The organism is Phytobacter ursingii, from assembly GCF_001022135.1.
Lineage (GTDB): Bacteria > Pseudomonadota > Gammaproteobacteria > Enterobacterales > Enterobacteriaceae > Phytobacter > Phytobacter ursingii.
The window spans coordinates 5,199,938-5,222,750 of the sequence record NZ_CP011602.1 but is presented as its reverse complement, the minus strand read 5'-3'; the positions used below and the strand labels follow the sequence as shown (position 1 = coordinate 5,222,750).

Here is a 22,813-nt window from a genome sequence, read left to right as displayed (position 1 = left end):
GTTAAGCACGGCTCTGCCTGCCCGGTCAGCGTGGGGCCTCCGGGCAGACAGCCCGGGATCACTGTTGTTCTTGCTCTTGTTGCAGCGCAACTGCCAGCGCTTTGAGTTCTGGCAAGTATTTTTCCGCAACCGGGGCAAACGGCTTACGGCACAGCGGTACCGCCAGCACATCCATATAGTGCAGCACCGTTTTCAGGCCGCGGAAAACACCGACTTTGATTAGCAGATCGATAACCTCATTGCATTGCCCTTGCAGGCGCTGCGCAGTCGCTATGTCCCCTTTTTGCAACGCGCGGACGATCCCCTGATAGCGCCAACCCATAATGTTGTAAGTACTGCCGATACCGCCATCCGCGCCCGCCATCAGCCCGGAAGCAAAAATCTCGTCATAACCGTTATAGAGCACCAGATCGGGATGCACCCGGCGGATCTGCTCCATCTGGAAGAGATCGCCCGATGTTTGTTTCAACGCCCCCACGCCTGGCAGGGTGACCAGCGTGTCAATTTGATCCAGCGTGAGTTTCACCCCACTCAAAGCCGGAATGTTATAGACCACCATCGGCAGCCCATCGGCAGCGTCGATTACCGCACGATAGTGGTCGCAGTGTTCCTGAAAGCTGAACGGATAGTAGAACGGAGTAACGGCAGATACCGCGTCAAAGCCATAACGACTGGCGGCACGGGCAAGTTGCTGGCTTTCATGGGTACTGACAGTACCGACATGGGCAATAAGCGTTAGCTTCCCTTTCGCCTCTTCGGCGACGATCTCCAGAACCTGTTTGCGTTCAGCGATGCTTTGTACAAACGCTTCCCCGGTAGATCCCCCCACATACAGCCCATCGATCCCCTGATCGATATTAAACCGCACCAGACGGCGCAGGCTTTCGGTATCCAGCTTTTCGCTGGCATCAAACGGAGTCAGCAGCGCGGCCATTACCCCTCTTAACTGAGCACTCATCCTTTTCTCCTGTCATATCATTTCGGTTTGACTATATACCTTTATACCTATTATACCAGTGCAAATGATCGCCATCGGGATGAGAAAGTGGTAAATGGGATCCAACGCACTAAACGATCGTTAGCACGAAAAAGGGATCGGGCGATCAGTTACGGGATTTTTGCTGCTTGTCGAAGGCGTGCCAGGTGGCGAAAACGCTGTTGAGATGGGTATGCAACGCGCGATCGGCGGCATCAGGGTCGCGCTGGCGGATCGCGTTGACGATCTCAATATGCTGCTGGTAGCTCACATTATTGTGCTGATGCAGATCTTTTTCCGGCACCGCGGGGCGCGCGGCGATCAGCCAATCCAGTAGCGCAACATGAATGGTCAGGAAAATGGGATTACCGGGGATTTCGGCTAAAACACGGTGGAATTCTACATCGGAGCGAATAAATAGCGCGTTGTCATCCAGCGCCTGGCTGTTCAGCTCCAGCGCCTTACCGAGACGTTCAATCTGCGCATCCGTGGCGTGTTCCGCCGCATGACGCACAAGGCTGGATTCGAAAAACAGACGAAGCTGCTCAAAATGGGCAATACCACCAGGCCGCGAGAGGAAATCCTTCGCCATACCAGAGAGTTCGCCAATGATGGTATCAGCAGACGGACGGGAAACGCGGGCACGTTCGCCGTTATTGATTTGCACTAACCCTTTACGTTTGAGCGCAGCCAGCGCTTCACGCACCGAAGGGCGCCCCACATTGAAAAACTCCATTAGCTCACGCTCTGAGGGCAGCGCATCTCCTTCGGCAAACTCCCGACGGCGGATCATCTGCTCAAGTTCTTCTTCAACCATCTCGGACAATTTTTTACGCGCCAGCGGACGGCGACGCAACGTGCGCCCGACATTTTCAGTAGTGTTTTCAGCGTGCGAATCCGATGATTTCATAGCGCTCATGGCAGTGGAGTGTGACGAATGTGACAGCAACTTCATCATATCACAGGAATATCTGACTGGCGAAGTGAGCGCCAGAGGGGGAAGTCGGTGAGCAGGGCTATTTCCGGGTGGCGCTTCGCTTACCCAGGCTACGCGCACTCACGTAGCCTGGGTAAGGTATTAACGCCGGTAGATCTCCTCCGTCAGATAATCCGGCCAGTTCTTCTCAAAGAAGATCGTCGAAAGATCGTCAAGTGCGCGTAATGGCCGCCGATCGACAATAAACTCGCCGTTGCGCCATGTCACCTGTATTTGCTCCTGCCGGTGCTCCGCCTTTTCAGAGATGAAACGAAACTCAGACATTACGCCTTCGCGCGTTTGCGGCGCGACATCTCCCTGCGCCGAGCACAACATCCTCGCGCCGCGACTGCCACCGCCGCGGGCAATATAGTTTTCCAGCGCCACCAGTAAGGCTTCCGATGCCAGCGCCATTTGCCGCCACTGGAGGCTAAACGCCGCCTGGTTTGGATGGGTTATTGCCACCCCGTTTTGCGCAATACGTTGATTGAGTCGACGTGCCGCCTCAACGGCGTCAGGTACCTGCGCGGCATCGCAGACAAACCCGGCACGCTCACTCATGCGCTGCTGGATTTCGTCGCGAATATTATCAATCCGCAGCGCCTGAGGATGGCTGCTGTCATGCAGGATCTGCTGCAGGAGTTCGGCCGTTTCGCGGGCAAAAAGGGAGTCCGATGCGACGCGCGGCGTCGCCGCGATATGCTTCGCACAGCGCAGCCCGAAAACCTGCCCGGCATTCAGCGCCGCGCCGCCGGGGCGTGTCACCCCGTGGGTGCCCGCCGCTTCGCCAATCGCATAGCAGCCACTTAACGACGAATGACCCCATATATCCACCGCAATCCCGCCATTCATATGCTGGTGGTTCACATTAAACGGCAGCGGCTTGGTGGTCAGGTCATGCCCGTGATGCTTGTAGAGTTCTATGGCCAGTGGATTCATCCGTTGCAGGCGCGCGATGGGCAGCTCCAGACAGGCATCGTTATTGCGCAGATAGTGGTACACATCCTCATCCAGATTGCCGAGGGCGAACGGTTCATCACCCGGCACCGGCAGCGGATTGCGGTTAAAATCCATGTAGATAGTACGCCCGGCCTGCGACTCATTGTAGATTGCCAAATCCACCAGGCTGGAGCCAAAATCCAGCATCCGCGTGGCGTGAATCGGCCATTGATATCCCTTACGGAAGATATTCGAGGCCAGTTCACGCGTGGTGCGGTAGTAGCGGGCAAGGAAGTTATGCTCCTCGCCCTGCTCGTCTACCGAGTAGATATAAGGCATGCTCTGCACATAGGTGCCGGAAAGATTCCAGGGGAACTCATCGCGCCGCGTGCCAATACCAAACTGATGTTCCGTCAGGTTGACCGTCGCAATCCCCGCCTCCAGCGCCAGCCCCAGCGAGCCAAAACACCGTTTCGGGTAGACGCTATCGCGGAACAGTTCACCCGGCCCACCGGCCGCCAGGACCACCGTCGCGCTGCGCATCAGGCACAGCCCCCACGGGTTATCCTCCTGCCGCGCGCCTTTCACAATGGCCAGTACCCCGGCAACCCGGCGCTGCTCCCCTTCCCCTTCGGTGAGCAGACGCACTGCCGTCGCATGATCGACAAACGGCACACCCAGCAGCACCGCCTCTTCCGCCAGCACTTTGACCATCAGGCGGGAAGTACGTGGCCCACAGCTGGTTGCGCGACCCACTTCATCGTGATCGGTCTGATAGCGCAACACGGCGCCGTAACGATCCTCCGGCAAGGGAAGCCCCATGCTTTTCAGGCCGATAAAGGCTTCCACCGAACCGACCGCCTCAACGTACGCCGTGTCGGCGTCCATCGCGCCACCGGCGCCAATGGCGTTGGCAAGCGCCGTAAAATTATCGCCGCGAAAGCTGGTAGAGGCGGTATGTAGGGTCTGTTTATCAGAACCGGAACAGGCCGACGTCCCCCAGAACAAGGTTTGTGTCGCCACCAGCACGTCCACTTTGCGCCGCCGCAGCTCTACTGCGGCGCGCAGCCCGGCGGCACCGCTGCCGACCACTAACGCCTCGCTGTGGTAAACCGGAATGCGGTACCCCTCCACCTCCAGCGTCTGTTGCGGTTGCGCCATCTTGACGTGACGCGGCATGGAGACATTCGTAAGCGCTTCCAGGATCGATTGCGGGATCGCTGTGCTCATGTATTACCTCGTTAAATGCGTGATGACAGGCCGGATATTTCCATCTCTTTCACTGGCCTGGGCGCTTTACGCACTCCCAGCAACAGTACCGAACTGACAACCATCACGCAGGCCGCGACGAACCAGACGGCAGACATGGAATATTTATCCGCGAAATAGCCCGCCAGGACGGGTGAAATCCCACCGGCCGTCATGCCGACATTCATCACAAAACCAATGGCTGAGCCGCGAAGCTGTGGCGGCACCAGTTCGGCGGTAAAGGAGAGGACCAGCGGTGTTATCGGATAACCAAGCAGTCCCAGGAACAGCACCAGAATCACCACCGCAAAGACCGGCAGTTGCAGCACCATCGCCGCCATCAGCAGGCTGCTGGCCAGAGTAATACCAATCAGCACCGCACGTTTACGCGAGAAGTCACCACGGTCACACAAACGCCCAAGCAGGAAGCCTCCCAGTGCGCCGGTCAGACCCAGCAGGCTGGCAATCGTCCCTGCGGTACTGATTGGCAACTGTTTCACATTCATCAGGAAGGTCGGCGCCCACAGCAGCACAATCCACCAGCCGCTCAGCAGCAGGAAGTAATAGAACGCCATCAGCATCACGGACTGGTTACGGAACAGCTGTTTTAACGGCACTTTCTCTTTTGTCGTAGCGACAACCACTTTTTTCGGCGCGTTTTTCACCATCACGGCGTACGCCAACGCCACCAGCAGGCCAAGCGCCCCGGCCACATAAAACACGACACGCCAGCCGTATACCGGGCCGAGCATCGCGCCGAGCCAGGTACCGAAGAAGCCGCCAATCGGGTATCCCATCCAGTAAAGTGACATCACCGTCGTGCGTTGTTTTTCGGTGGTAACGTTGGCCACTTCCAGCGATGCGGCGGGCCAGAAGACCCCTTCGCCGATACCGGTCATTACGCGGTAAAAGATAAGCGACGTCAGGCTACCCGCCACCCCGGTCAGGATCGTCGCAAGCGAGAACATCACTAAGCCAAGAATGAGTACCGGCTTGCCGCTGAGTTTGTCGGCAATGATCCCGGAGATAAACAAGAAGCCAATAAAGCCATAGAAGAATGAACTCATCAGGATACCGGACTGGGCTCTACCGAGCCCAAAATCCGTCGCGATAAGTCCAATCGCGGAGGAGACAGTCATACGGTCGACGGAGTACATCATGTAGCCCAGGCCACACAGCACCGACACCAGTATCATCTTTTTTGTATCTGTATTCATATTTCCCTCGACTAACCTGGTAAGACTGACGAGACATCAGATACAGCCAAAATCTGATTAACAATGCGTTAAATGACGCGCTTTGCAGGTAGCGAGCACCGAATCCGGGTCACGTTGCCACCAGTTATGTTCGGAGAAAATCTCCACTTCATGCGCCCCCTGATACCCCAGCGCCTCCACCGCCTGACGTGCTGCGCGAATGTCGATCACCCCATCGCCCATCATGCCGCGATCGAGCAGCAGATGCTGTGTCGGCACCAGCCAGTCGCAGATATGGAAACCCAGGATACGTTTCCGTCCGGCACGTTCGATCTGCTGGAAAAACTTCGGATCCCACCAAGTGTGATAAAGATCGACGGCCATCCCTAACCCGTCGTCACCCAGTTCATCGCACACGTCGTTGGCCTGCTCCAGGGTGTTTATGCAGGCGCGGTCCGCTGCATACATGGGGTGCAGCGGCTCAATCGCCAGCGGCATTCCCACCTTGCGCGAATACTCCAGCAGGCGGCCCAGACCATCCCGTACCTGGCTACGTGCGCCGGCAATATCTTTCGAATCACCCGGCAAGCCACCCACCACCAGAACCAGACAGGCGGCATTCACCGCCAGTGCTTCATCCACAGCACGGCGGTTATCATCGTCTGCCGCACGGCGTGCCGCCTCATCCATACCGGGGAACATCCCGCCGCGGCAATAGCCGCTGACGGTCAGTTCGTTACTGCGAATCATCTGCGCGGTACGTTCCAGACCCAGCGCCTGAACCTGATCGCGCCACGGCGAGATGCCGCGAATTTCATGACGGGCGCAGCCGTCGATGATCTTATCCAGTGACCACTGCTTACGGACGGTGGCGGTATTCAGCGATAAACGCCGTGGATCGGGCTGTTGCATATGGCCTCCTTAGCGCACCAGTGACGGAACATCGACCCAGCGGCGTTCTTTCCAGCTTTGCAGCGCCAGTTCAACCAGTTGCACCCCTTTTGCCCCTTCCAGCAGGTTCCAGCGGAAGTCGATTTCACCGTGAACATGGCGCAGGAAGAGTTCCCATTGCACTTTGAAGGCGTTGTCATAAGTCGTGGTATCAGGTACTGGCGCCCAGTCTTCGAAGAAGTCATGTGTCTGGCGAACATCCGGGTTCCAGACCGGTTTCGGGGTGTTCACACGTGATTGCGTCAGACAATCAGTCAGGCCCGCGACCGCAGAACCGTTCACGCCATCCACCTGGAAAGTCACCAAATCATCGCGGCGCACCCGGACACACCAGGAGCTGTTGATCTGCACGATGGTGCCATTATGCAGCTCGAAGGTGGCGTAGGCGGCGTCATCAGCGGTAGCTTTGTAGGCGTTCCCCTGCTCATCAAAACGTTGCGGAATATGGGTCGCACCCAGGCAACTGATGCTTTTGATTTCGCCAAACAGGTTGTCGACGACATAACGCCAGTGGCAGATCATATCGAGAATAATGCCGCCGCCATCTTCCTGTCGGTAGTTCCATGACGGGCGCTGGGTCGGCTGCAAGTCGCCCTCAAACACCCAGTAGCCAAACTCACCGCGCACCGACAACACCTGACCAAAGAAGCCCGCCTGATTGAGCATCTGCAGTTTACGCAGCCCCGGCAACCACAGTTTGTCCTGTACTACGCCGTGGCAAACGCCCTGCTGCTCTGCATAATGATAAAGCTCGACGGCCTCTGACAGGCTGACCGCTACCGGTTTCTCGCAATAGATGTGCTTACCGGCAGCGATGGCTTTTTTCAGCAAGCCGGGGCGCGCCTGCGTCGTGGCGGCATCAAAAAAGATGGTATCGTTTGGATTGGCGAGCGCCGCATCCAGATCCGTACCCCAACGACTGATTCCGGTTTGTTTCGCCAGTGCGGCAATTTTTTCTTCATTACGACCAATCAGGATCGGGTCCGGCATGAGCCTGTCACCGTTCGCCAGCTCAACACCGCCCTGCTCACGAATTGCCACGATGGAGCGGATCAGATGCTGATTTTTGCCCATCCGCCCGGTTACGCCATGCATAATGATGCCAACGGATATTATCGCCATTGCTGTGCCTCGCAATTAAAAGTGGGATTTGTTCAGGCCGCCGTCGACATCAATAATTTGACCGACAGTGAAAGGTAAGTTGCCGTTTGCCAGCGCATCGACGACCACGGAAATGTCCGTCGGCTGACCCCAGCGTTTCATCGGCACCAGACCGCCGCCGATCAACTGATCATATTTCGGTTTCACCGCGCTGGTCATGTCAGTTTCGATGATGCCAGGACGAATTTCATAAACACCGATGCCTTCTTCCGCCAGGCGCAGCGCAAAAAGTTGCGTCACCATGCTGGCGGCCGCTTTCGATACGCAATATTCACCGCGAGAAATCGATAAGCTGTGGGCGCTACAGGAAGTGATATTGATAATAGAGCGGTGCTGATTATTAAGCTCACCCTGCGAAAGCATGGCGCGCGCCGCTTTTTGGCAAAAGAAGAACATTGCCTTGGTATTGACGTCCTGACAGTACTGGTAATTCTCCGGCGTGACCTCCAGCAGATCGCCACGTTGTTTTGCCGCCGTCCCGGCATTGTTGACGAGGCAGTCCAGACGCCCCCAACGTTGTAAAACGGTATCCAGCATCCCTTGCTGAATAATTAAATCTGAAACATCACCCGGTAACGCCAGAGCTTCGATGCCAAATTGTTCTAATTCCGCTACCATGGCTTGTTGTCGGGCGCGACCTTCTTCGTTATCGCGTCCGTTGATTGCGACGTGAAACCCGGCTCTGGCAAGCGCCAACGCGCACGCTTTACCGATTCCCCGTGTCGAGCCTGTCACTAATGCTACCGGACGTTGCGAATGGATCATGAGCATACTCCCTGATGAGTGCCAAACGTTTCAACTAATCAGTTGAAACTATGAACGCAGTATAGAAAGAGAGAAAAATTAAATTCATGATCGACTTCTCAAAATCAACCAACTGGTTGATTTATTTAAAACTACAATTAAAACAATAAATTGAATGGAGGGTCTATGAAAGGGGAAGCCAGAACAAAGCGCAGGCATGATCCAGATCTCACAAAAAGCCTGATCCTTGATGCGGCCAAAAAGGAGTTCGCTGAGAAGGGTTTTGACGGGGCAAGGATTGATCAGATCGCCGCGACGGCAAATGTGAACAAGCAGCTGATTTATTATTATTTTGAGAACAAGGATACGCTGTTTACCCATGTCTTACAGGTCGCGTACCAGGATATCCGCACCAAAGAGGCCGCGCTGGAGCTGGATCATCTGCCTGCCCGCGACGCGGTACTTGAACTGATGGATTTCACCTGGCACTACTATCTTGAGAATCCGGAGTTTATCCAGTTGCTTAACAGTGAGAACCAGCTCAAAGCTCGCCATCTCAAGGAAGTGGATACGATTGTCCCCATCAACAGCAGTTGGCTTTCAATAACCCAACGCATTCTGGACCGCGGCCAGCAGGATGGAACGATCCGCCCCGGTATCGATGCGATGCAGCTCAACATCACCATGTCAGCGCTGGGATTTTTCTATCTGATTAACCAGTCGACGCTGTCGATCATCTATCAGCAGGATCTTAAGCGTCCGGAAGCACTGGCCACAAGGCGGAAGGTCATGCGCGAAACGATCGCCTGTTGGCTGGCACCGGGGTTGCTGACGTAAAAAAAAAGCAGGGTCGATTGACCCTGCTTTTATGTTACTTCACGACACGCAGCGATGGACGCCCGCCACGTGGTGGGGGATCATCATCCGGATCGTTATCGTCCGCATGATCGGGTTTGTCGCCATCAATAACCGACATCACCGTCTCACTGTCCGGCTGAGCGGTTTCGTCGTCATCATTCAACGTGGCCACATCTTCATCGTAAGCCGTTTCAGGCTCAAACATCGTGCCCGCACCGTTTTCACGGGCGTAGATGGCAAGCACAGCGGCCAGCGGCACCGCAACCTGACGCGGGACGCCGCCAAAGCGCGCGTTAAAACGCACTTCATCATTCGCCAGTTCAAGATTACCCACGGCTCGCGGCGCGATATTCAACACGATTTGTCCGTCGCGCGCATACTCCATGGGCACACGCACACCCGGCAACGTTACGTCAACGACCAGATGCGGGGTGAGCTGGTTATCGAGCAACCACTCATAAAAGGCCCGCAACAGGTAAGGACGGCGCGGTGTCAGTTGCGACAAGTCCATTCGCTTAGCCCCGGCCCAGGCGCATTTCGCGCTCGGCTTCTGTCAGAGACGCGAGGAATGAATCGCGTTCGAAAACACGTGTCATGTAGCCTTTCAGCTCTTTCGAGCCTGCACCGCTGAGTTCAATACCCAGAATCGGCAAACGCCACAGCAACGGCGCCAGGTAGCAATCCACCAGGCTGAATTCATCACTCAGGAAGTACGGCTTCTGGCCGAACACCGGAGCAATCTGCATCAGTTCTTCACGCAGTTGACGGCGGGCGTTATCGGCCTGCGCGCCGCTGCTGGACATGATCACTTCCATCAGCGAATACCAGTCTTTCTCAATGCGATGCATGTAAAGACGGCTTTCACCACGCGCAACCGGATAAACCGGCATCAGCGGCGGATGAGGAAAACGCTCATCCAGGTATTCCATGATAATGCGTGATTCCCACAGAGTGAGTTCACGATCGACAAGGGTCGGTACGCTTTGATTCGGGTTGAGGTCAATCAGATCCTGAGGAGGATTATCCTTTTCCACGTGCTCAATTTCGAAGCTGACACCTTTTTCTGCCAGCACGATACGGACCTGATGGCTATAGATGTCAACAGGACCAGAAAACAGCGTCATTACCGAACGTTTGTTGGCAGCGACAGCCATGAAAACCTCCAGGTATATTCAGTATTTTTACTGCTACCAGTCGTACTTTGACCGGCCAGATGTTGGTAACCCACCCACGCGCACAGTCACTCTCGTTTAAAAATCAAACAAAAAATGAACAATCCCAGGCATTTGGGCAGAAAATTGGATGATAGTTTACCAGATTTTGCGGGCTTTGTGGTGAGGGGATTCTGGAAATGCTGAAAAAGAAGCGCGAATCAACTCGTTACTGTGGATAACGTGATTTTTATCCATAAAAAAACCCGGTATAAACCGGGTTTTTCGCCAATCGTTCTGCTTTCGCAGAAAGCAATTAACGTTTGGAGTACTGCGGACGGCGACGTGCTTTACGCAGGCCGACTTTCTTACGTTCAACCTGACGAGCGTCACGAGTGACGAAGCCAGCTTTACGCAGTTCAGAACGCAGGGACTCGTCGTACTCCATCAGAGCGCGGGTGATACCGTGACGGATCGCACCAGCCTGACCAGAGATACCACCACCTTTAACAGTGATGTACAGATCCAGTTTCTCAACCATGTCGACCAGTTCCAGCGGCTGACGAACTACCATGCGGGCAGTTTCACGACCGAAGTACTGTTCCAGAGAACGCTGGTTGATTACGATTTTACCGTTGCCCGGTTTGATGAACACGCGAGCGGCGGAGCTTTTGCGGCGACCAGTGCCGTAGTATTGATTTTCAGCCATTGCCTATAATCCCGATTAGATGTCAAGAACTTGCGGTTGCTGTGCCGCGTGGTTGTGCTCGTTGCCAGCGTAAACTTTCAGTTTACGGTACATAGCACGACCCAGCGGGCCTTTTGGCAGCATGCCTTTAACCGCGATTTCAATCACACGCTCAGGACGGCGGGCAATCATCTCTTCAAAGGTCGCTTCTTTGATACCACCGATGTGGCCGGTGTGGTGGTAGTACATTTTGTCTTCGCGCTTGTTGCCGGTTACAGCAACTTTTTCTGCGTTCAGAACGATGATGTAGTCACCTGTATCAACGTGCGGAGTGTATTCCGCTTTATGCTTACCGCGCAGGCGACGTGCCAGTTCAGTAGCCAGACGGCCCAGAGTTTTACCTGTCGCGTCAACAACATACCAGTCGCGTTGTACGGTTTCTGGTTTAGCTGTAAAAGTTTTCATTAAAAGCTTACCCAAATAATAAGTTACACGTTGGTGAACACCCAAACGTTTAGTCAGTTGAGGTTCACACGACATTGTCCAGCAAACCTACCCCTTCGAATAGCCTATGCCGGCGCAGAGAAAGTTTTGGGAAAAAAACCTTCTTGTAACGTGGGGTCGCAGGATTATAGAGAAGTCGGGGTCAAAGATCGACCCCTATTTGTGATTTGAAGAGGGTTTTTCGGTAGGGGGTTATGCCATTTAGCGTCTTCCCACCAGCCCATCGCCCACAGTGAGAGGGTATCATTTATGGCATATGCTGCCGCTTGAGGTACTCCTCGCTCTGCATCTCCTGCAGACGTGACAGGCAACGCTGGAATTCGAATTTCAGTCGCTCGCCCTGGTAAATCTCGTACAGCGGAACCGCCGCGCTCACCACCAGTTTCACATGGCGCTCATAGAATTCATCCACCAGCGCGATAAAACGCCGCGCCTCATTCTCCATCAGCGACGTCATGACGGGAACATCAAACAGCATGACGGTGTGATACAGACGAGAGAGCGCAATATAGTCATGTTGACTGCGCGCATCCACACACAGCGTGGCGAACGATACGGCCAGCGTCTGATTTTCCACGCCCAGCGTCGCCAGCGGGCGATGATTGACTTCTAATTCCGGGGAATGAGTACGTTTTGCCCCTGCCAGCGCTTGCCAGAGTTTATCCATCTGCTGCTGCGTCTCTTCGGTTAAGGGCGAAAGCCACAGATGGGCCTGGGTCAGTGTACGCAGACGATAATCCACACCGGCATCGACATTCATCACATCACAGTGCTGTTTGATGGCATCAATGGCCGGTAAAAAACGCGCCCGTTGCAACCCGTTACGATAAAGTTCGTCCGGCGGAATATTCGAGGTGGCGACCAGGGTAATCCCTCTGGCGAAGAGTGCCTTCATTAATCCGCCGAGCAACATGGCGTCGGTGATATCCGACACGAAAAATTCATCAAAGCAGAGCACATCAGTTTCGGCTTTGAAATGGTCGGCGACAATCTCCAGCGGGTCACTATGCCCCTGTAGTTGCGTTAATTCCTCATGCACACGCAGCATAAAACGGTGGAAGTGCAGACGCTGTTTCCGCTCCCCTGGCAGGCTTTGATAAAAGAGGTCCATCAGCCAGGTTTTACCCCGCCCGACGCCCCCCCACATATAAAGGCCGCGTACGGGGGTCTGCGTGGTGGGCTCACGCTTACCCAACAATTTGCCAAATTTCGCCATCAACCCGCCGCTTTGCGGGGCCGATTGTTCTTTAGTCACAATCTGCTGGTAAATGAGATCAAGACGGCTAACAGCTTCTTTTTGCACATCATCCGGCTGATGGCTACCCTCGTTGAGGGCATTGAGGTAACGCGATGTCGGGGTAAGGCTCTGCATGGTGTTATCGTTATTCCTTGAAAATCGATCCTGCCCACAGGGTTGGCGAAAAAAAGGTCGTTCTACCCTACGCGATGCCGCGTCGGGATTCCACTTCTGCGCGAATAGCGGTTATAGTGGCATAATCAGGCGCAGGCAAGGAGCTTGCAGCTATTACCCTACGGAACCATAAGACAATGGGAGAAGTACATGACCTGGGAATACGCGCTAATTGGGTTAGTCGTCGGCGTCATCATTGGTGCTGTGGCCATGCGTTTTGGAAACCGGAAATTACGCCAGCAACAGGCAATGCAGTACGAGCTGGAAAAAAATAAAGCAGAACTTGAAGAGTACCGTGAAGAGCTGGTCAATCACTTCGCTCGCAGCGCAGAGCTTCTCGACAATATGGCGCATGATTACCGCCAGCTTTATCAGCACATGGCGAAAAGCTCCAGCAGCTTACTGCCGGAAATGTCTGCTGAGGATAACCCTTTCCGCAACCGTCTGGCGGAGTCCGAAGCGGGCAACGATCAGGCGCCGGTGCAGATTCCTCGCGATTATTCCGAAGGTGCATCCGGCTTACTGCGCGGCAACGCAAACCGCAAATAATCACTTAATTTCCGCATTTTTAACGGGCGCACAAGTTGCGCCCGTCCTGTCTTTATAATCACAGCTATCATTTAGTCATTAACCTCATTGTTACTCGATTGAAATTTCAATAACATCAAACTGTTTTGCATCGTTTTCCCTTTCACTTTAGGTTGCGAGAGCCAGCATCAATGAAGAAACAAACCCAGCTGTTGAGTGCGTTAGCGTTAAGTGTCGGGTTATCTCTCTCGGCACCCATCCAGACTATGGCAGCGATGCCATCGCAGGTTCCAGGCCAGGGAGCGCTTCCCAGCCTCGCGCCAGTACTGGAAAAAGTTTTACCTGCCGTGGTGAGCGTGCAGGTGGAAGGTACGGCGGTACAAGGACAAAAAGTCCCTGATGAACTGAAAAAATATTTTGGCGACGAGATGCCCGAACAGCAGCAGGCTCAGCCTTTTGAAGGGTTGGGTTCCGGGGTCATTATCGATGCAGCAAAAGGTTACGTATTGACGAATAACCACGTCATTAACCAGGCGCAAAAAATCAATGTCCAGCTCAACGATGGTCGCGAGTTCGAGGCCAAACTGATTGGCGGCGACGATCAAAGCGACATTGCGCTGTTGCAGCTCCAAAACCCCAGCAACCTGACGCAAATCGCTATCGCCGATTCCGATAAATTAAGAGTGGGCGACTTTGTCGTTGCTGTCGGGAACCCGTTCGGACTGGGGCAAACAGCGACATCCGGGATTGTTTCTGCGCTGGGTCGAAGCGGACTTAATCTCGAAGGGCTGGAAAACTTTATCCAGACAGATGCCTCGATTAACCGCGGTAACTCTGGCGGCGCATTGCTGAACCTGAACGGTGAGCTTATTGGTATCAACACTGCGATCCTTGCGCCGAGCGGTGGCAGCGTCGGTATCGGTTTTGCAATTCCCAGTAATATGGCGCAAACACTTTCTCGCCAGTTGATCCAGTTCGGCGAAATCAAACGTGGCCTGTTGGGTATTAAAGGCACGGAGATGAGTGCTGATATCGCCAAAGCCTTTAACCTGAATGTGCAGCGCGGTGCCTTTGTCAGTGAAGTATTACCGAACTCCGGTTCGGCGAAAGCAGGCATTAAATCGGGCGACGTGATTGTCAGCCTTAATGACAAGCCGCTGAATAGCTTTGCCGAGCTGCGTTCGCGCATTGCAACGACGGAACCGGGCGCAAAAGTGAAATTGGGCATCCTGCGCGATGGCAAACCGCAGGATGTTGAAGTGACCCTGGATAAGAGCACTTCGTCTTCCGCCAGCGCTGAGCTGATCTCCCCGGCGCTGCAGGGCGCCTCGTTGAGTGACGGTCAACTCAAAGATGGTACGAAAGGTATCAATATTGAGAACGTCGAAAAAGGCAGCGCGGCCGCTCAGGCAGGCCTGCGTAAAGATGATGTCATCATTGGCATTAACCGTACGCAGGTACAGTCTATTGCCGAGCTACGCAAGATCCTTGAAACTAAACCATCGGTCATTGCCCTGCAAATCATCCGCGGCAATGAAACCCTCTATTTATTGCTACGTTAAGCAAATGCGATCCCGGACATCACCGCTGCATGTGATGTCCGGATAACTCGTGTTATGCTGCTGCGACTCCCTAATGACGACGCCCGCATCATGTTTTTGAAGCTCTTACGCTCGGTAGCAATTGGTTTGATGGTTGGTGGCATTATCCTCGCCGCCCTGCCTTCGCTACGCCAGCATAACCCGCTAACCGCAACGCAATTTGACAGTACCGATGAAACGCCCGCCAGCTATAACCCGGCGGTTCGCCGCGCTGCGCCCGCGGTCGTGTATGTCTACAACCGCAGTATGAATACGTCATCGCATAATCGTCTGGAAATCCGTACCCTGGGTTCCGGGGTGATCATGGATCAACGCGGCTATATCGTGACGAATAAACATGTCATTAACGATGCGGACCAGATTATCGTTGCCTTGCAGGATGGCCGCGTTTTTGAAGCGCTTCTGGTAGGTTCGGATTCTCTTACCGACCTTGCGGTGTTGAAAATCAACGCCACAGGCGGTCTGCCGGTGATTCCGATCAATCCGCATCGTGTACCGCATATTGGTGATGTGGTACTGGCGATTGGTAACCCCTATAACCTGGGGCAAACCATTACCCAGGGGATCATCAGCGCCACCGGGCGAATTGGCCTGAACCCTACCGGTCGACAGAATTTCCTACAAACGGATGCCTCCATCAACCATGGCAACTCCGGCGGCGCGCTGGTGAACTCGCTGGGGGAGTTAATGGGCATCAATACGCTCTCTTTCGACAAAAGCAACGATGGCGAGACGCCGGAAGGTATTGGCTTCGCTATCCCCTTCCAGCTCGCGACGAAAATCATGGATAAGTTGATTCGTGATGGTCGGGTGATCCGTGGCTATATCGGTATCGGCGGGAGAGAAATCGCCCCTATGCATTCCCAGAGCGGCGGCATCGATCAGATACAAGGAATTGTGGTCAATGAAGTCTCGCCAGATGGTCCTGCAGCCCGGGCCGGTATTCAGGTGAATGATGTGATTGTCAGCGTAAATGGTAAGCCGGCCGTCTCTGCTCTGGAAACCATGGACCAGGTCGCGGAAATCCGTCCCGGGTCAGAAATCCCGGTTGAAGTAATGCGTGATGATAAGAAGCTGAAACTGCAGGTCACGATCCAGGAATATCCGGCGACCAACTAGCCGCGATAAAAAAACCGGAGCCCAATGAACTCCGGTTTTTTTGCGCATCTCTGGAGGCAAACGGCACACCAGACGACGGCAGCTATTTACTTGTTAACAAAATCTTCGCCGAGCTGAATATCTTTTTTCAGGGTGTCCAGCATCCCTTCCAGCGCCTGCTGTTCAAATGCGCTTAATTTGCCAATCGCCTGGCGTTCTTCAATACCATTTTTACCTAACAGCAACGGCTGAGAGAAGAAGCGGGCATACTGACCATCGCCTTCAACATAAGCGCATTCAACAACGCCTTTTTCGCCCTGCAACGCACGCACCAGCGACAGGCCAAAGCGCGCGGCAGCCTGACCCATGGAGAGTGTTGCTGACCCGCCACCCGCTTTCGCTTCGACCACCTCTGTGCCCGCGTTCTGAATACGTTTTGTCAGATCGGCAATTTCCTGTTCAGAGAAGCTGACACCCGGGATTTGCGACAGCAACGGCAGAATGGTGACGCCCGAATGTCCACCCACGACCGGCACTTCGACTTCGCCCGGCTGCTTACCTTTCAGCTCTGCCACGAAGGTGTTAGAACGGATAATATCCAGCGTCGTTACGCCGAACAGTTTGTTTTTGTCATACACACCGGCTTTTTTCAGCACTTCTGCCGCAATCGCCACCGTCGTGTTAACCGGGTTAGTGATTACGCCGATACAGGCTTTAGGGCAGGTTTTTGCGATTTGCGCGACCAGGTTTTTCACAATGCCGGCATTCACATTAAAGAGATCGGAGCGATCCATACCTGGTTTACGCGCGACGCCAGCGGAAATCAGCACCACATCCGCACCGTGCAGAGCAGGCGTTGCGTCTTCGCCAGAAAAGCCTTTAATTTTTACAGCAGTGGGAATATGGCTGAGGTCAACAGCAACCCCAGGGGTTACAGGAGCAATATCGTAGAGAGAGAGTTCTGAACCTGAAGGCAGTTGTGTTTTAAGTAGTAGAGCTAACGCCTGGCCGATGCCGCCAGCTGCGCCGAGGACTGCAACTTTCATCATAAACTCCTTATTATGGTTAGCTAAATATTTTGTTACTCCATTGCGGCGACCTTAATTCACCCTGATAATTATGGCAACGAACCAGCCAAAATTCTGCGGCATGGCACGCTTTTAAAATATTATAATGGGCTTTCATGACCGTCGGACCGGCAAACCAAGCAACTAACATTGAGAGTTTACAATATAGCGCTGATATCCATCTAAACAATATCATTCTAGTAACATTTATTTTACTTTTGCTTGAATTTGCGACACATGACACAGTGGGTTCCATAACGTAATTTGATAAAATTCACGTGAACCATAAGAAGATTTGAGTTATTTCCCCAGCAGATTATTTGCATAAAAATTCATCCATGTGCATAATAATGTAGTTTTCACGGCCTTAATACGGGTGACTTATGCGAAGCTCGGCAAAACAAGAAGAATTAGTTAAAGCGTTTAAAGCGCTACTTAAAGAAGAGAAATTTAGTTCTCAGGGAGAGATTGTTCTGGCGTTACAGGAACAGGGCTTTGACAATATCAATCAGTCTAAAGTCTCCCGCATGCTGACTAAATTCGGTGCGGTGCGCACGCGCAACGCCAAAATGGAGATGGTCTACTGTTTGCCCGTCGAAATGGGCGTTCCCACCACCTCCAGCCCGCTCAAAAATCTGGTGCTTGATATCGACTACAACGACGCTATTGTCGTTATCCATACCAGCCCGGGTGCTGCGCAGTTAATTGCGCGCTTGCTGGACTCACTGGGCAAAGCGGAAGGTATTCTGGGCACTATTGCCGGTGACGATACCATTTTCATCACCCCGGCAAGCGGCTTTACGGTCAAAGAACTTTGCGAGGCCATCCTCGTACTGTTCGAACAAGAGCTTTAATTCGCTCCCCGGTTTCACGCCGGGGATACGCCCCGCCAACGGTCTTTTTCTTTCTACCGCCCCTTTGTTTTAACACAATGTGCGAATTTCTGTCGCATTTCATTCACGTGATGAATGTTTTCGCACAAAAAATCAAAGCCACTCATCACACTGATTTTCAACAATAAAAAAATGCACACAGGGCAAGAACAGCCGTTTTTTATATCTTTTTGACTATAAAAAAAGGTTTCTTTACCACTTACTTACAATAGCAATAATTAGCTCAGTATTAATTTTACGCGTTATTAGTGTATACTTGATTTTGTGATGAGGGTCACGAAACAAAGCCCTCAGGAATTACGATTCGACGAGGTAAGCATTATGAAAATCAAATCAACTGTAGCAACACTCAGCATTCTTTCTGTTCTGTCATTCGGCGCCTTTGCGGCGAGCTCTATTGATACTGACCAGGCGCAAAACCGCCAGTCATTAGGTACCGTCTCTGTCGGCGGCGTTGCATCGTCCCCCATGGATATGCGTGCAGAACTGAACAAAAAAGCTGAAGAGCAAGGTGCGTCTTCTTATCGCATCATCGAAGCACGTACGGGCGATAGCTGGCACGCCACTGCAGAACTGTATAAATAATTAACCGAAAACCCTATGTCATCATCACTCAGCGGCACCAGGCATAAAAATAGCGGTATAAACCTTCTCGCCGTTGAGTATTGAGGAGAAAGACAATGAAACGTAACGTCATCATCGCAGCCCTTGGTTTAGCTTCAGTGATCTCATTTGGCGCCAGCGCAGCTACCCAACTTTCCGATAATCAAACGCAAAACATGCAGGCCATGGGCTCTATTTCTGTTTCCCAGACCGCAAGTTCTCCAATGAGCATTCGTGATGAACTGTCTGCCAAAGCGGACGCGGCGGGTGCGAAAGCCTACCACGTGACCGAACTCCAGGAAGGTGATACCTGGCACGCAACGGCGGAACTCTACAAATAAACCCTCGTCGTCTACTCCGACGACTTGCCCCCGCCTGTCGGGGGCTTTTTTTTTGCTGCATTAACGGATGTTAAAACGCAACTGACCTTCCAGCTCTTCCTCTGCTTCATCAAACAAGAGAATTAACGCGCCAAAACGACGCCGCAGCGTTTCGCTAAGATGAATGAACTCAATTTCAACTGGCAACGGCAACTTTTCCGTCACCGCTATCCATAATGAATCCAGATCGGTAATGCTGGCTCCAGCGAGCGCAAACCGGCGGGAAAATTCTCGATAGAACATGTGTTGAGTGTCTATCTCAGCAAAATCGAAGGTATAGATATTCATTGTCCGCCATCCAGCCCTGTCGGGCGGCTTACGCCGCCCGTTTCATTACAAGCCCCCGAGATGCAGGGTTTTGACTTCCATAAACTCTTCCAGCCCCAGAACGGAGCCTTCCCGCCCCAGGCCAGACTCTTTTACGCCGCCAAACGGCCCCAGTTCAGTGGAGACCGCACATTCATTAATACCAATCATCCCACTTTCAATCGCCTGGGAGACGCGAAATACGCGGGATAAGTTTTGGGTGTAGAAATAGGCTGCCAGGCCAAACGGTGTTGCGTTAGCGCGCTGGATAACTTCATCCTCGGTCGTAAAACGAAAACAGGCAGCAACCGGACCAAAAGTCTCTTCGTTCGCCAGCTTCATGCCATCGCTGCAATCACCCAGCACGGTGGGTTGCCAGAAATTCCCCCCCAGCGCATGCGCTTTCCCACCTGCCAGAATTTTCGCCCCTTTCGCGACCGCATCTTCCACGTGTTCACGCACTTTATCCACGGCAGAAGTTTCAATAAGCGGACCGACGATAACACCGTCATCAAGACCGTTCCCGACCTTGAGGGCACTAACCGCCTCTGCCAGTTTTTGCGTGAAAGCGTTATACACCGACTCATGGATGTAGAAACGGTTTACGCTCACGCACACTTGCCCGGCATTACGGAATTTGTTGGCAATCGCCCCTTTGACCGCCGCATCAATATCGGCATCTTCAAAGACGATATAAGGCGCATTGCCCCCCAGTTCCATCGACACTTTCTTCATGGTTTCGGCCGCGTTACGCATCAATGTTTTGCCCACGGCGGTAGATCCGGTAAAGGAAATTTTGCGTACCTCATGACTCGCCATGATCGCGTCGCTGATTTCGGATGTATTCCCGGCAACCGCATTCAGCACACCGTCCGGCACACCCGCTTTTTTTGCCAGCGCAAGGAGCGCAAAGGCGCTCAGTGGAGTGTTATTGGCAGGTTTAATCACCCCCGTACATCCTGCGGCTAACGCGGGCCCCAGCTTACGGGTCAGCATGGCCATCGGGAAATTCCAGGGGGTTATCGCTGCCACCACCCCTATCGGTTCACGAGTCGCCAAAATACGCGAACCGGGTTTTATCGGCGGAATAATTTCGCCATTAGCCCGCTTCGCTTGCTCGGCGAACCATTGAATAAAGCTTGCAGCATATTCCACCTCGCCTTCGGCTTCTTTTAACGGCTTGCCCTGTTCGGTGGTCATCAGCCTTCCCAGCCAGCTTTTGTTTTCAATAATCAATTCGTACCAGCGGTAGAGGATGGCGGAACGCTCTTTTGCGGTTTTCGCACGCCAGGCGGGAAAAGCCCTTGAGGCTGCGGCGATAGCGGCTTCAGTCTCTTTTTTCCCGGCTTTCGCGACTTTTACGATAACTTCACCCGTTGCCGGGTTCAGTACGTCAAATGTCGTGTCCAACGATTTCCAGACACCATCGACAAGATAACCCGTCTGGAACAGTTCGCTGTCCTGCAATGCCTGCGTTGTCATTTGTCCTCCCGATCTGTGATTTACAAAAGCTCCCGTAAAGTATAGCCATAAAAAAACCGACGCTTCTGGCGTCGGTTTCGGCTCTAGCTGCTGGTTAGCGCATGCTGATATTTGTGTAACATCCCGGCAAGTCGTTTTACCGGTTCTGTCACCTGCGGCGGCGCATCCCAGCGATGCAATTTCTCCTGATAGACACCCAGCTCCTCCAGCAACTGCGAGAAATAACGCCGTCGTTTACTGTCCGACCTGGCAGAGATGACACTGTCTGCCGTACGGCGAAGCTGTCGATGGAATGCCGAGAGCTCATCATTCACCGGTACAGGCGCATCACGTAAACGCTGATGAGCGATAATCAACGTCAGCGCCAGGCGGAATTTCGCCACATCACCAGGGAACTTATTCAACAATAAAAATAGCTGCTGATAGAGCGCAGGCAGATGGTTCTCTTTCCGTCGCGCGCTGTTGGTTGTCATCGCCGAGACGGCCGCCGAGACAAACTGGTTGAGCAGCATACGTCCGGTCCGTGCCTGCGAATTATCCCGCACCAATAAAATGACGATCAGCGCCAATCCACAGCCGATAATTTGCCCAAGCGCATTATCAAGAAACTGACTGAATTTAAAGGTCATCGGGTTATCGAGCACGATAATATTAATGGTACTCGCCAGCGCGCCCAGCGATCCCAGCCGCCGTTTCTGCACCTCGATACCGGCAAAAAAAGCCAGCACAGCCAGGCTGATACAGAGCAACAGCATGCTCTGCTGCGTCGAGGGAATAATAAACAGAAAATAGAGCGCCCCGACCGGCAGGGCGACCAACGTACCTATCAGAAAATCGATGGCCACCATTTTCGGATTTGGCAGACGCATTGCCAGCGACGTCACCACCGCGATCATCACCATGGTCCCACTGCCTGAAGTCCAGCCGCTCCACAACCAGAACAACGTTCCTAACCCGCAGGATAAAGTGGTACGCCAGAAGTTGACCATCGCATGATGGCGTTCCGCCGATGCCGGTTTGATTACCACTTCGCCACGCAGAACCTCTTCTTCCGTCGCGCTGATTTTGGTGTTGCTCACCACGCCGCGCTTGAGCAGTAAATACCGCGTTGCCGCACCGACCCAGCTATAAATGGTGACGGGCGTTTCGCGTTCACCGGTCCAGGCAATCACCCGGCGCATCCGCTTCATTTGTCTGTGCACATCCTGAACGGTTTCTACAGGTGCGTCGAACAGCTCACGGAATGTGTCGGTCATCAGCTCGGGTCGCGTATTCTGGATCAGATACGTTTCACAAGCCTGGGTAATCAGCGTAAGCGACAAGGTATTGATCGCGGTCAGGCGACGGTTCGCGCGCCCCCAGCGGGAGGATTCAATTTTCAGGTTGCTGCGCATCCCTTCCAGGGCAGTCGTGCGACGCACCAGCGCTCCCCAGGCTTTATCCACTTCTTCAGGGTCGCCATGTTTAATGCACATCTGCATGAGCTGGTATTGGGCCACCAGCAGACTGTCCACCTCGCGGTCAATTTCGCGTTTGATCGAACGGGGAGAGAACAGCAAATCTGCCGCAATGGCGCAGACAATACCGATGACGATTTCACTGCAACGCTCAACGGCAAACTGAGGCGCCAGCAGCGGTTCGCTCTGGATTGTCACAACAATGATCAGCGCCGTATAGCCCGCCAGTCCCCAGGCATAAGAGTTCTCCACCCGGACGAGCGAAGAAAGCCAGGTACAAAACCCCGCCCAGATACAACACACCGTCAACATTAAGAATGGCGCGCGGATCATGGCGATGATGATGGTCAGCGCGGCGATACAGCCAATAAAGGTACCGATAATACGCAACATACCGCGATAACGAATCGCACCCGACCAGGGTTCGCCCCCGGCAGCAAAAGCCGGACCTGCCGCCACAATCGCCGCCGTCAATACCGCCCAGCGCGGTGTTTCCAGTTGAAAATGAAAGCCGACGAACAGCGCCAGTACGATAGCGCACGCCAGTTTTAGCGCGAAGCGAACGTGGTAACTGGCGATGGAAAACATAGCCATA

At 53.5% G+C, this 22,813-nt stretch carries 23 protein-coding genes; 7 read left to right on the top strand and 16 right to left on the bottom strand.

What is annotated here, in order from left to right; genetic code table 11:
* Nucleotides 1-58: 58 nt before the first annotated feature.
* The 7 genes from nanA to AB182_RS28195 form a co-directional block, all read right to left on the bottom strand.
* Nucleotides 59-958 carry an N-acetylneuraminate lyase gene (gene nanA / locus AB182_RS28225; RefSeq protein WP_047372927.1) on the bottom strand — a complete coding sequence of 300 codons (900 nt, stop codon included), beginning with the start codon at nucleotides 956-958 and terminating at the stop codon, nucleotides 59-61.
* 145 nt (nucleotides 959-1,103) lie between these two features.
* Nucleotides 1,104-1,886, bottom strand: coding sequence for a transcriptional regulator NanR (nanR, locus tag AB182_RS28220; RefSeq protein WP_380081265.1), 783 nt, complete (start codon nucleotides 1,884-1,886; stop codon nucleotides 1,104-1,106).
* Nucleotides 1,887-2,054: 168 nt separating this feature from the next.
* Nucleotides 2,055-4,121: an FAD-dependent oxidoreductase gene (locus tag AB182_RS28215; RefSeq protein WP_047372925.1), complete on the bottom strand. Its 2,067-nt coding sequence runs from the start codon at nucleotides 4,119-4,121 to the stop codon at nucleotides 2,055-2,057.
* Nucleotides 4,122-4,132: 11 nt separating this feature from the next.
* The gene (locus tag AB182_RS28210) at nucleotides 4,133-5,356 is read right to left on the bottom strand and encodes an MFS transporter (protein WP_047372924.1); all 1,224 of its coding nucleotides are present in this window, start codon (nucleotides 5,354-5,356) and stop codon (nucleotides 4,133-4,135) included.
* Nucleotides 5,357-5,413: 57 nt separating this feature from the next.
* Nucleotides 5,414-6,247, bottom strand: a complete 834-nt coding sequence (locus tag AB182_RS28205; RefSeq protein WP_047372923.1) for a sugar phosphate isomerase/epimerase family protein — start codon at nucleotides 6,245-6,247, stop codon at nucleotides 5,414-5,416.
* Nucleotides 6,248-6,256: 9 nt separating this feature from the next.
* On the bottom strand, nucleotides 6,257-7,408 hold the full coding sequence (locus AB182_RS28200) for a Gfo/Idh/MocA family protein (protein ID WP_047372922.1): 1,152 nt from the start codon (nucleotides 7,406-7,408) through the stop codon (nucleotides 6,257-6,259).
* A gap of 15 nt (nucleotides 7,409-7,423) precedes the next feature.
* Complete coding sequence (locus AB182_RS28195; protein WP_047372921.1) at nucleotides 7,424-8,212, bottom strand: 3-ketoacyl-ACP reductase; 789 nt, start codon at nucleotides 8,210-8,212, stop codon at nucleotides 7,424-7,426.
* Between the two features lie 165 nt (nucleotides 8,213-8,377).
* Between AB182_RS28195 and AB182_RS28190 the strand changes: the two genes are divergently transcribed.
* A complete protein-coding gene (locus AB182_RS28190; protein ID WP_047372920.1) occupies nucleotides 8,378-9,028 on the top strand; it encodes a TetR/AcrR family transcriptional regulator in 651 nt (216 codons plus the stop codon).
* A 34-nt stretch (nucleotides 9,029-9,062) separates the two neighbouring features.
* Here the strand turns inward: AB182_RS28190 and sspB are convergent, their stop codons facing one another.
* The 5 genes from sspB to zapE all read right to left on the bottom strand — a co-directional run bounded on the left by sspB (nucleotide 9,063) and on the right by zapE (nucleotide 12,764).
* The gene (gene sspB / locus AB182_RS28185) at nucleotides 9,063-9,560 is read right to left on the bottom strand and encodes a ClpXP protease specificity-enhancing factor (protein WP_047372919.1); all 498 of its coding nucleotides are present in this window, start codon (nucleotides 9,558-9,560) and stop codon (nucleotides 9,063-9,065) included.
* A 4-nt stretch (nucleotides 9,561-9,564) separates the two neighbouring features.
* Nucleotides 9,565-10,203, bottom strand: coding sequence for a stringent starvation protein SspA (gene sspA / locus AB182_RS28180; protein WP_039077427.1), 639 nt, complete (start codon nucleotides 10,201-10,203; stop codon nucleotides 9,565-9,567).
* Nucleotides 10,204-10,516: 313 nt separating this feature from the next.
* Nucleotides 10,517-10,909 carry a 30S ribosomal protein S9 gene (gene rpsI / locus AB182_RS28175; RefSeq protein ID WP_002437466.1) on the bottom strand — a complete coding sequence of 131 codons (393 nt, stop codon included), beginning with the start codon at nucleotides 10,907-10,909 and terminating at the stop codon, nucleotides 10,517-10,519.
* Nucleotides 10,910-10,924: 15 nt separating this feature from the next.
* The gene (rplM, locus tag AB182_RS28170) at nucleotides 10,925-11,353 is read right to left on the bottom strand and encodes a 50S ribosomal protein L13 (protein ID WP_013364512.1); all 429 of its coding nucleotides are present in this window, start codon (nucleotides 11,351-11,353) and stop codon (nucleotides 10,925-10,927) included.
* Between the two features lie 286 nt (nucleotides 11,354-11,639).
* Nucleotides 11,640-12,764 carry a cell division protein ZapE gene (gene zapE, locus AB182_RS28165; RefSeq protein ID WP_047372918.1) on the bottom strand — a complete coding sequence of 375 codons (1,125 nt, stop codon included), beginning with the start codon at nucleotides 12,762-12,764 and terminating at the stop codon, nucleotides 11,640-11,642.
* A gap of 189 nt (nucleotides 12,765-12,953) precedes the next feature.
* On the opposite strand from zapE, the gene zapG reads away from it, so the two are divergent.
* From zapG to degS, 3 genes are all read left to right on the top strand, one after another.
* Complete coding sequence (gene zapG / locus AB182_RS28160; protein ID WP_047372917.1) at nucleotides 12,954-13,352, top strand: Z-ring associated protein ZapG; 399 nt, start codon at nucleotides 12,954-12,956, stop codon at nucleotides 13,350-13,352.
* Between the two features lie 170 nt (nucleotides 13,353-13,522).
* Complete coding sequence (gene degQ, locus AB182_RS28155) at nucleotides 13,523-14,893, top strand: serine endoprotease DegQ (RefSeq protein WP_047372916.1); 1,371 nt, start codon at nucleotides 13,523-13,525, stop codon at nucleotides 14,891-14,893.
* A 90-nt stretch (nucleotides 14,894-14,983) separates the two neighbouring features.
* Nucleotides 14,984-16,051 carry an outer membrane-stress sensor serine endopeptidase DegS gene (degS, locus tag AB182_RS28150; protein ID WP_047373467.1) on the top strand — a complete coding sequence of 356 codons (1,068 nt, stop codon included), beginning with the start codon at nucleotides 14,984-14,986 and terminating at the stop codon, nucleotides 16,049-16,051.
* Nucleotides 16,052-16,137: 86 nt separating this feature from the next.
* On the opposite strand, the gene mdh is transcribed toward degS, so the two are convergent.
* The gene (mdh, locus tag AB182_RS28145; protein ID WP_047372915.1) at nucleotides 16,138-17,076 is read right to left on the bottom strand and encodes a malate dehydrogenase; all 939 of its coding nucleotides are present in this window, start codon (nucleotides 17,074-17,076) and stop codon (nucleotides 16,138-16,140) included.
* Between the two features lie 404 nt (nucleotides 17,077-17,480).
* On the opposite strand from mdh, the gene argR reads away from it, so the two are divergent.
* From argR to yhcN (AB182_RS28130), 3 genes are all read left to right on the top strand, one after another.
* Nucleotides 17,481-17,951, top strand: coding sequence for a transcriptional regulator ArgR (gene argR / locus AB182_RS28140; protein WP_047372914.1), 471 nt, complete (start codon nucleotides 17,481-17,483; stop codon nucleotides 17,949-17,951).
* A 360-nt stretch (nucleotides 17,952-18,311) separates the two neighbouring features.
* Entirely contained in the window at nucleotides 18,312-18,575 is a 264-nt protein-coding gene (yhcN, locus tag AB182_RS28135) for a peroxide/acid stress response protein YhcN (protein ID WP_047372913.1), read from the top strand.
* A 95-nt stretch (nucleotides 18,576-18,670) separates the two neighbouring features.
* Nucleotides 18,671-18,934 carry a peroxide/acid stress response protein YhcN gene (gene yhcN, locus AB182_RS28130; protein ID WP_047372912.1) on the top strand — a complete coding sequence of 88 codons (264 nt, stop codon included), beginning with the start codon at nucleotides 18,671-18,673 and terminating at the stop codon, nucleotides 18,932-18,934.
* A gap of 60 nt (nucleotides 18,935-18,994) precedes the next feature.
* Here yhcN (AB182_RS28130) and AB182_RS28125 read toward each other — a convergent pair whose 3' ends face one another.
* The 3 genes from AB182_RS28125 to aaeB all read right to left on the bottom strand — a co-directional run bounded on the left by AB182_RS28125 (nucleotide 18,995) and on the right by aaeB (nucleotide 22,812).
* A complete protein-coding gene (locus tag AB182_RS28125) occupies nucleotides 18,995-19,261 on the bottom strand; it encodes a barstar family protein (protein ID WP_047372911.1) in 267 nt (88 codons plus the stop codon).
* A gap of 45 nt (nucleotides 19,262-19,306) precedes the next feature.
* Nucleotides 19,307-20,761, bottom strand: a complete 1,455-nt coding sequence (locus tag AB182_RS28120; RefSeq protein WP_047372910.1) for an NAD-dependent succinate-semialdehyde dehydrogenase — start codon at nucleotides 20,759-20,761, stop codon at nucleotides 19,307-19,309.
* Nucleotides 20,762-20,844: 83 nt separating this feature from the next.
* On the bottom strand, nucleotides 20,845-22,812 hold the full coding sequence (aaeB, locus tag AB182_RS28115; protein ID WP_047372909.1) for a p-hydroxybenzoic acid efflux pump subunit AaeB: 1,968 nt from the start codon (nucleotides 22,810-22,812) through the stop codon (nucleotides 20,845-20,847).
* Nucleotide 22,813 lies beyond the last annotated feature (1 nt).

Bases quoted from the DNA above. Each gene is read 5' to 3' on its own strand.
- nanR (WP_380081265.1), bottom strand. From the start codon at position 1,886: ATGAAATCATCGGATTCGCACGCTGAAAACACTACTGAAAATGTCGGG.
- zapG (WP_047372917.1), top strand. From the start codon at position 12,954: ATGACCTGGGAATACGCGCTAATTGGGTTAGTCGTCGGCGTCATCATT.
- AB182_RS28200 (WP_047372922.1), bottom strand. From the start codon at position 7,408: ATGGCGATAATATCCGTTGGCATCATTATGCATGGCGTAACCGGGCGG.
- degQ (WP_047372916.1), top strand. From the start codon at position 13,523: ATGAAGAAACAAACCCAGCTGTTGAGTGCGTTAGCGTTAAGTGTCGGG.
- yhcN (WP_047372912.1), top strand. From the start codon at position 18,671: ATGAAACGTAACGTCATCATCGCAGCCCTTGGTTTAGCTTCAGTGATC.
- degS (WP_047373467.1), top strand. From the start codon at position 14,984: ATGTTTTTGAAGCTCTTACGCTCGGTAGCAATTGGTTTGATGGTTGGT.
- zapE (WP_047372918.1), bottom strand. From the start codon at position 12,764: ATGCAGAGCCTTACCCCGACATCGCGTTACCTCAATGCCCTCAACGAG.
- AB182_RS28120 (WP_047372910.1), bottom strand. From the start codon at position 20,761: ATGACAACGCAGGCATTGCAGGACAGCGAACTGTTCCAGACGGGTTAT.
- AB182_RS28125 (WP_047372911.1), bottom strand. From the start codon at position 19,261: ATGAATATCTATACCTTCGATTTTGCTGAGATAGACACTCAACACATG.
- AB182_RS28215 (WP_047372925.1), bottom strand. From the start codon at position 4,121: ATGAGCACAGCGATCCCGCAATCGATCCTGGAAGCGCTTACGAATGTC.
- sspA (WP_039077427.1), bottom strand. From the start codon at position 10,203: ATGGCTGTCGCTGCCAACAAACGTTCGGTAATGACGCTGTTTTCTGGT.
- AB182_RS28195 (WP_047372921.1), bottom strand. From the start codon at position 8,212: ATGATCCATTCGCAACGTCCGGTAGCATTAGTGACAGGCTCGACACGG.
- yhcN (WP_047372913.1), top strand. From the start codon at position 18,312: ATGAAAATCAAATCAACTGTAGCAACACTCAGCATTCTTTCTGTTCTG.
- sspB (WP_047372919.1), bottom strand. From the start codon at position 9,560: ATGGACTTGTCGCAACTGACACCGCGCCGTCCTTACCTGTTGCGGGCC.
- nanA (WP_047372927.1), bottom strand. From the start codon at position 958: ATGAGTGCTCAGTTAAGAGGGGTAATGGCCGCGCTGCTGACTCCGTTT.
- AB182_RS28210 (WP_047372924.1), bottom strand. From the start codon at position 5,356: ATGAATACAGATACAAAAAAGATGATACTGGTGTCGGTGCTGTGTGGC.
- AB182_RS28190 (WP_047372920.1), top strand. From the start codon at position 8,378: ATGAAAGGGGAAGCCAGAACAAAGCGCAGGCATGATCCAGATCTCACA.
- rplM (WP_013364512.1), bottom strand. From the start codon at position 11,353: ATGAAAACTTTTACAGCTAAACCAGAAACCGTACAACGCGACTGGTAT.
- mdh (WP_047372915.1), bottom strand. From the start codon at position 17,076: ATGAAAGTTGCAGTCCTCGGCGCAGCTGGCGGCATCGGCCAGGCGTTA.
- rpsI (WP_002437466.1), bottom strand. From the start codon at position 10,909: ATGGCTGAAAATCAATACTACGGCACTGGTCGCCGCAAAAGCTCCGCC.
- argR (WP_047372914.1), top strand. From the start codon at position 17,481: ATGCGAAGCTCGGCAAAACAAGAAGAATTAGTTAAAGCGTTTAAAGCG.
- aaeB (WP_047372909.1), bottom strand. From the start codon at position 22,812: ATGGCTATGTTTTCCATCGCCAGTTACCACGTTCGCTTCGCGCTAAAA.
- AB182_RS28205 (WP_047372923.1), bottom strand. From the start codon at position 6,247: ATGCAACAGCCCGATCCACGGCGTTTATCGCTGAATACCGCCACCGTC.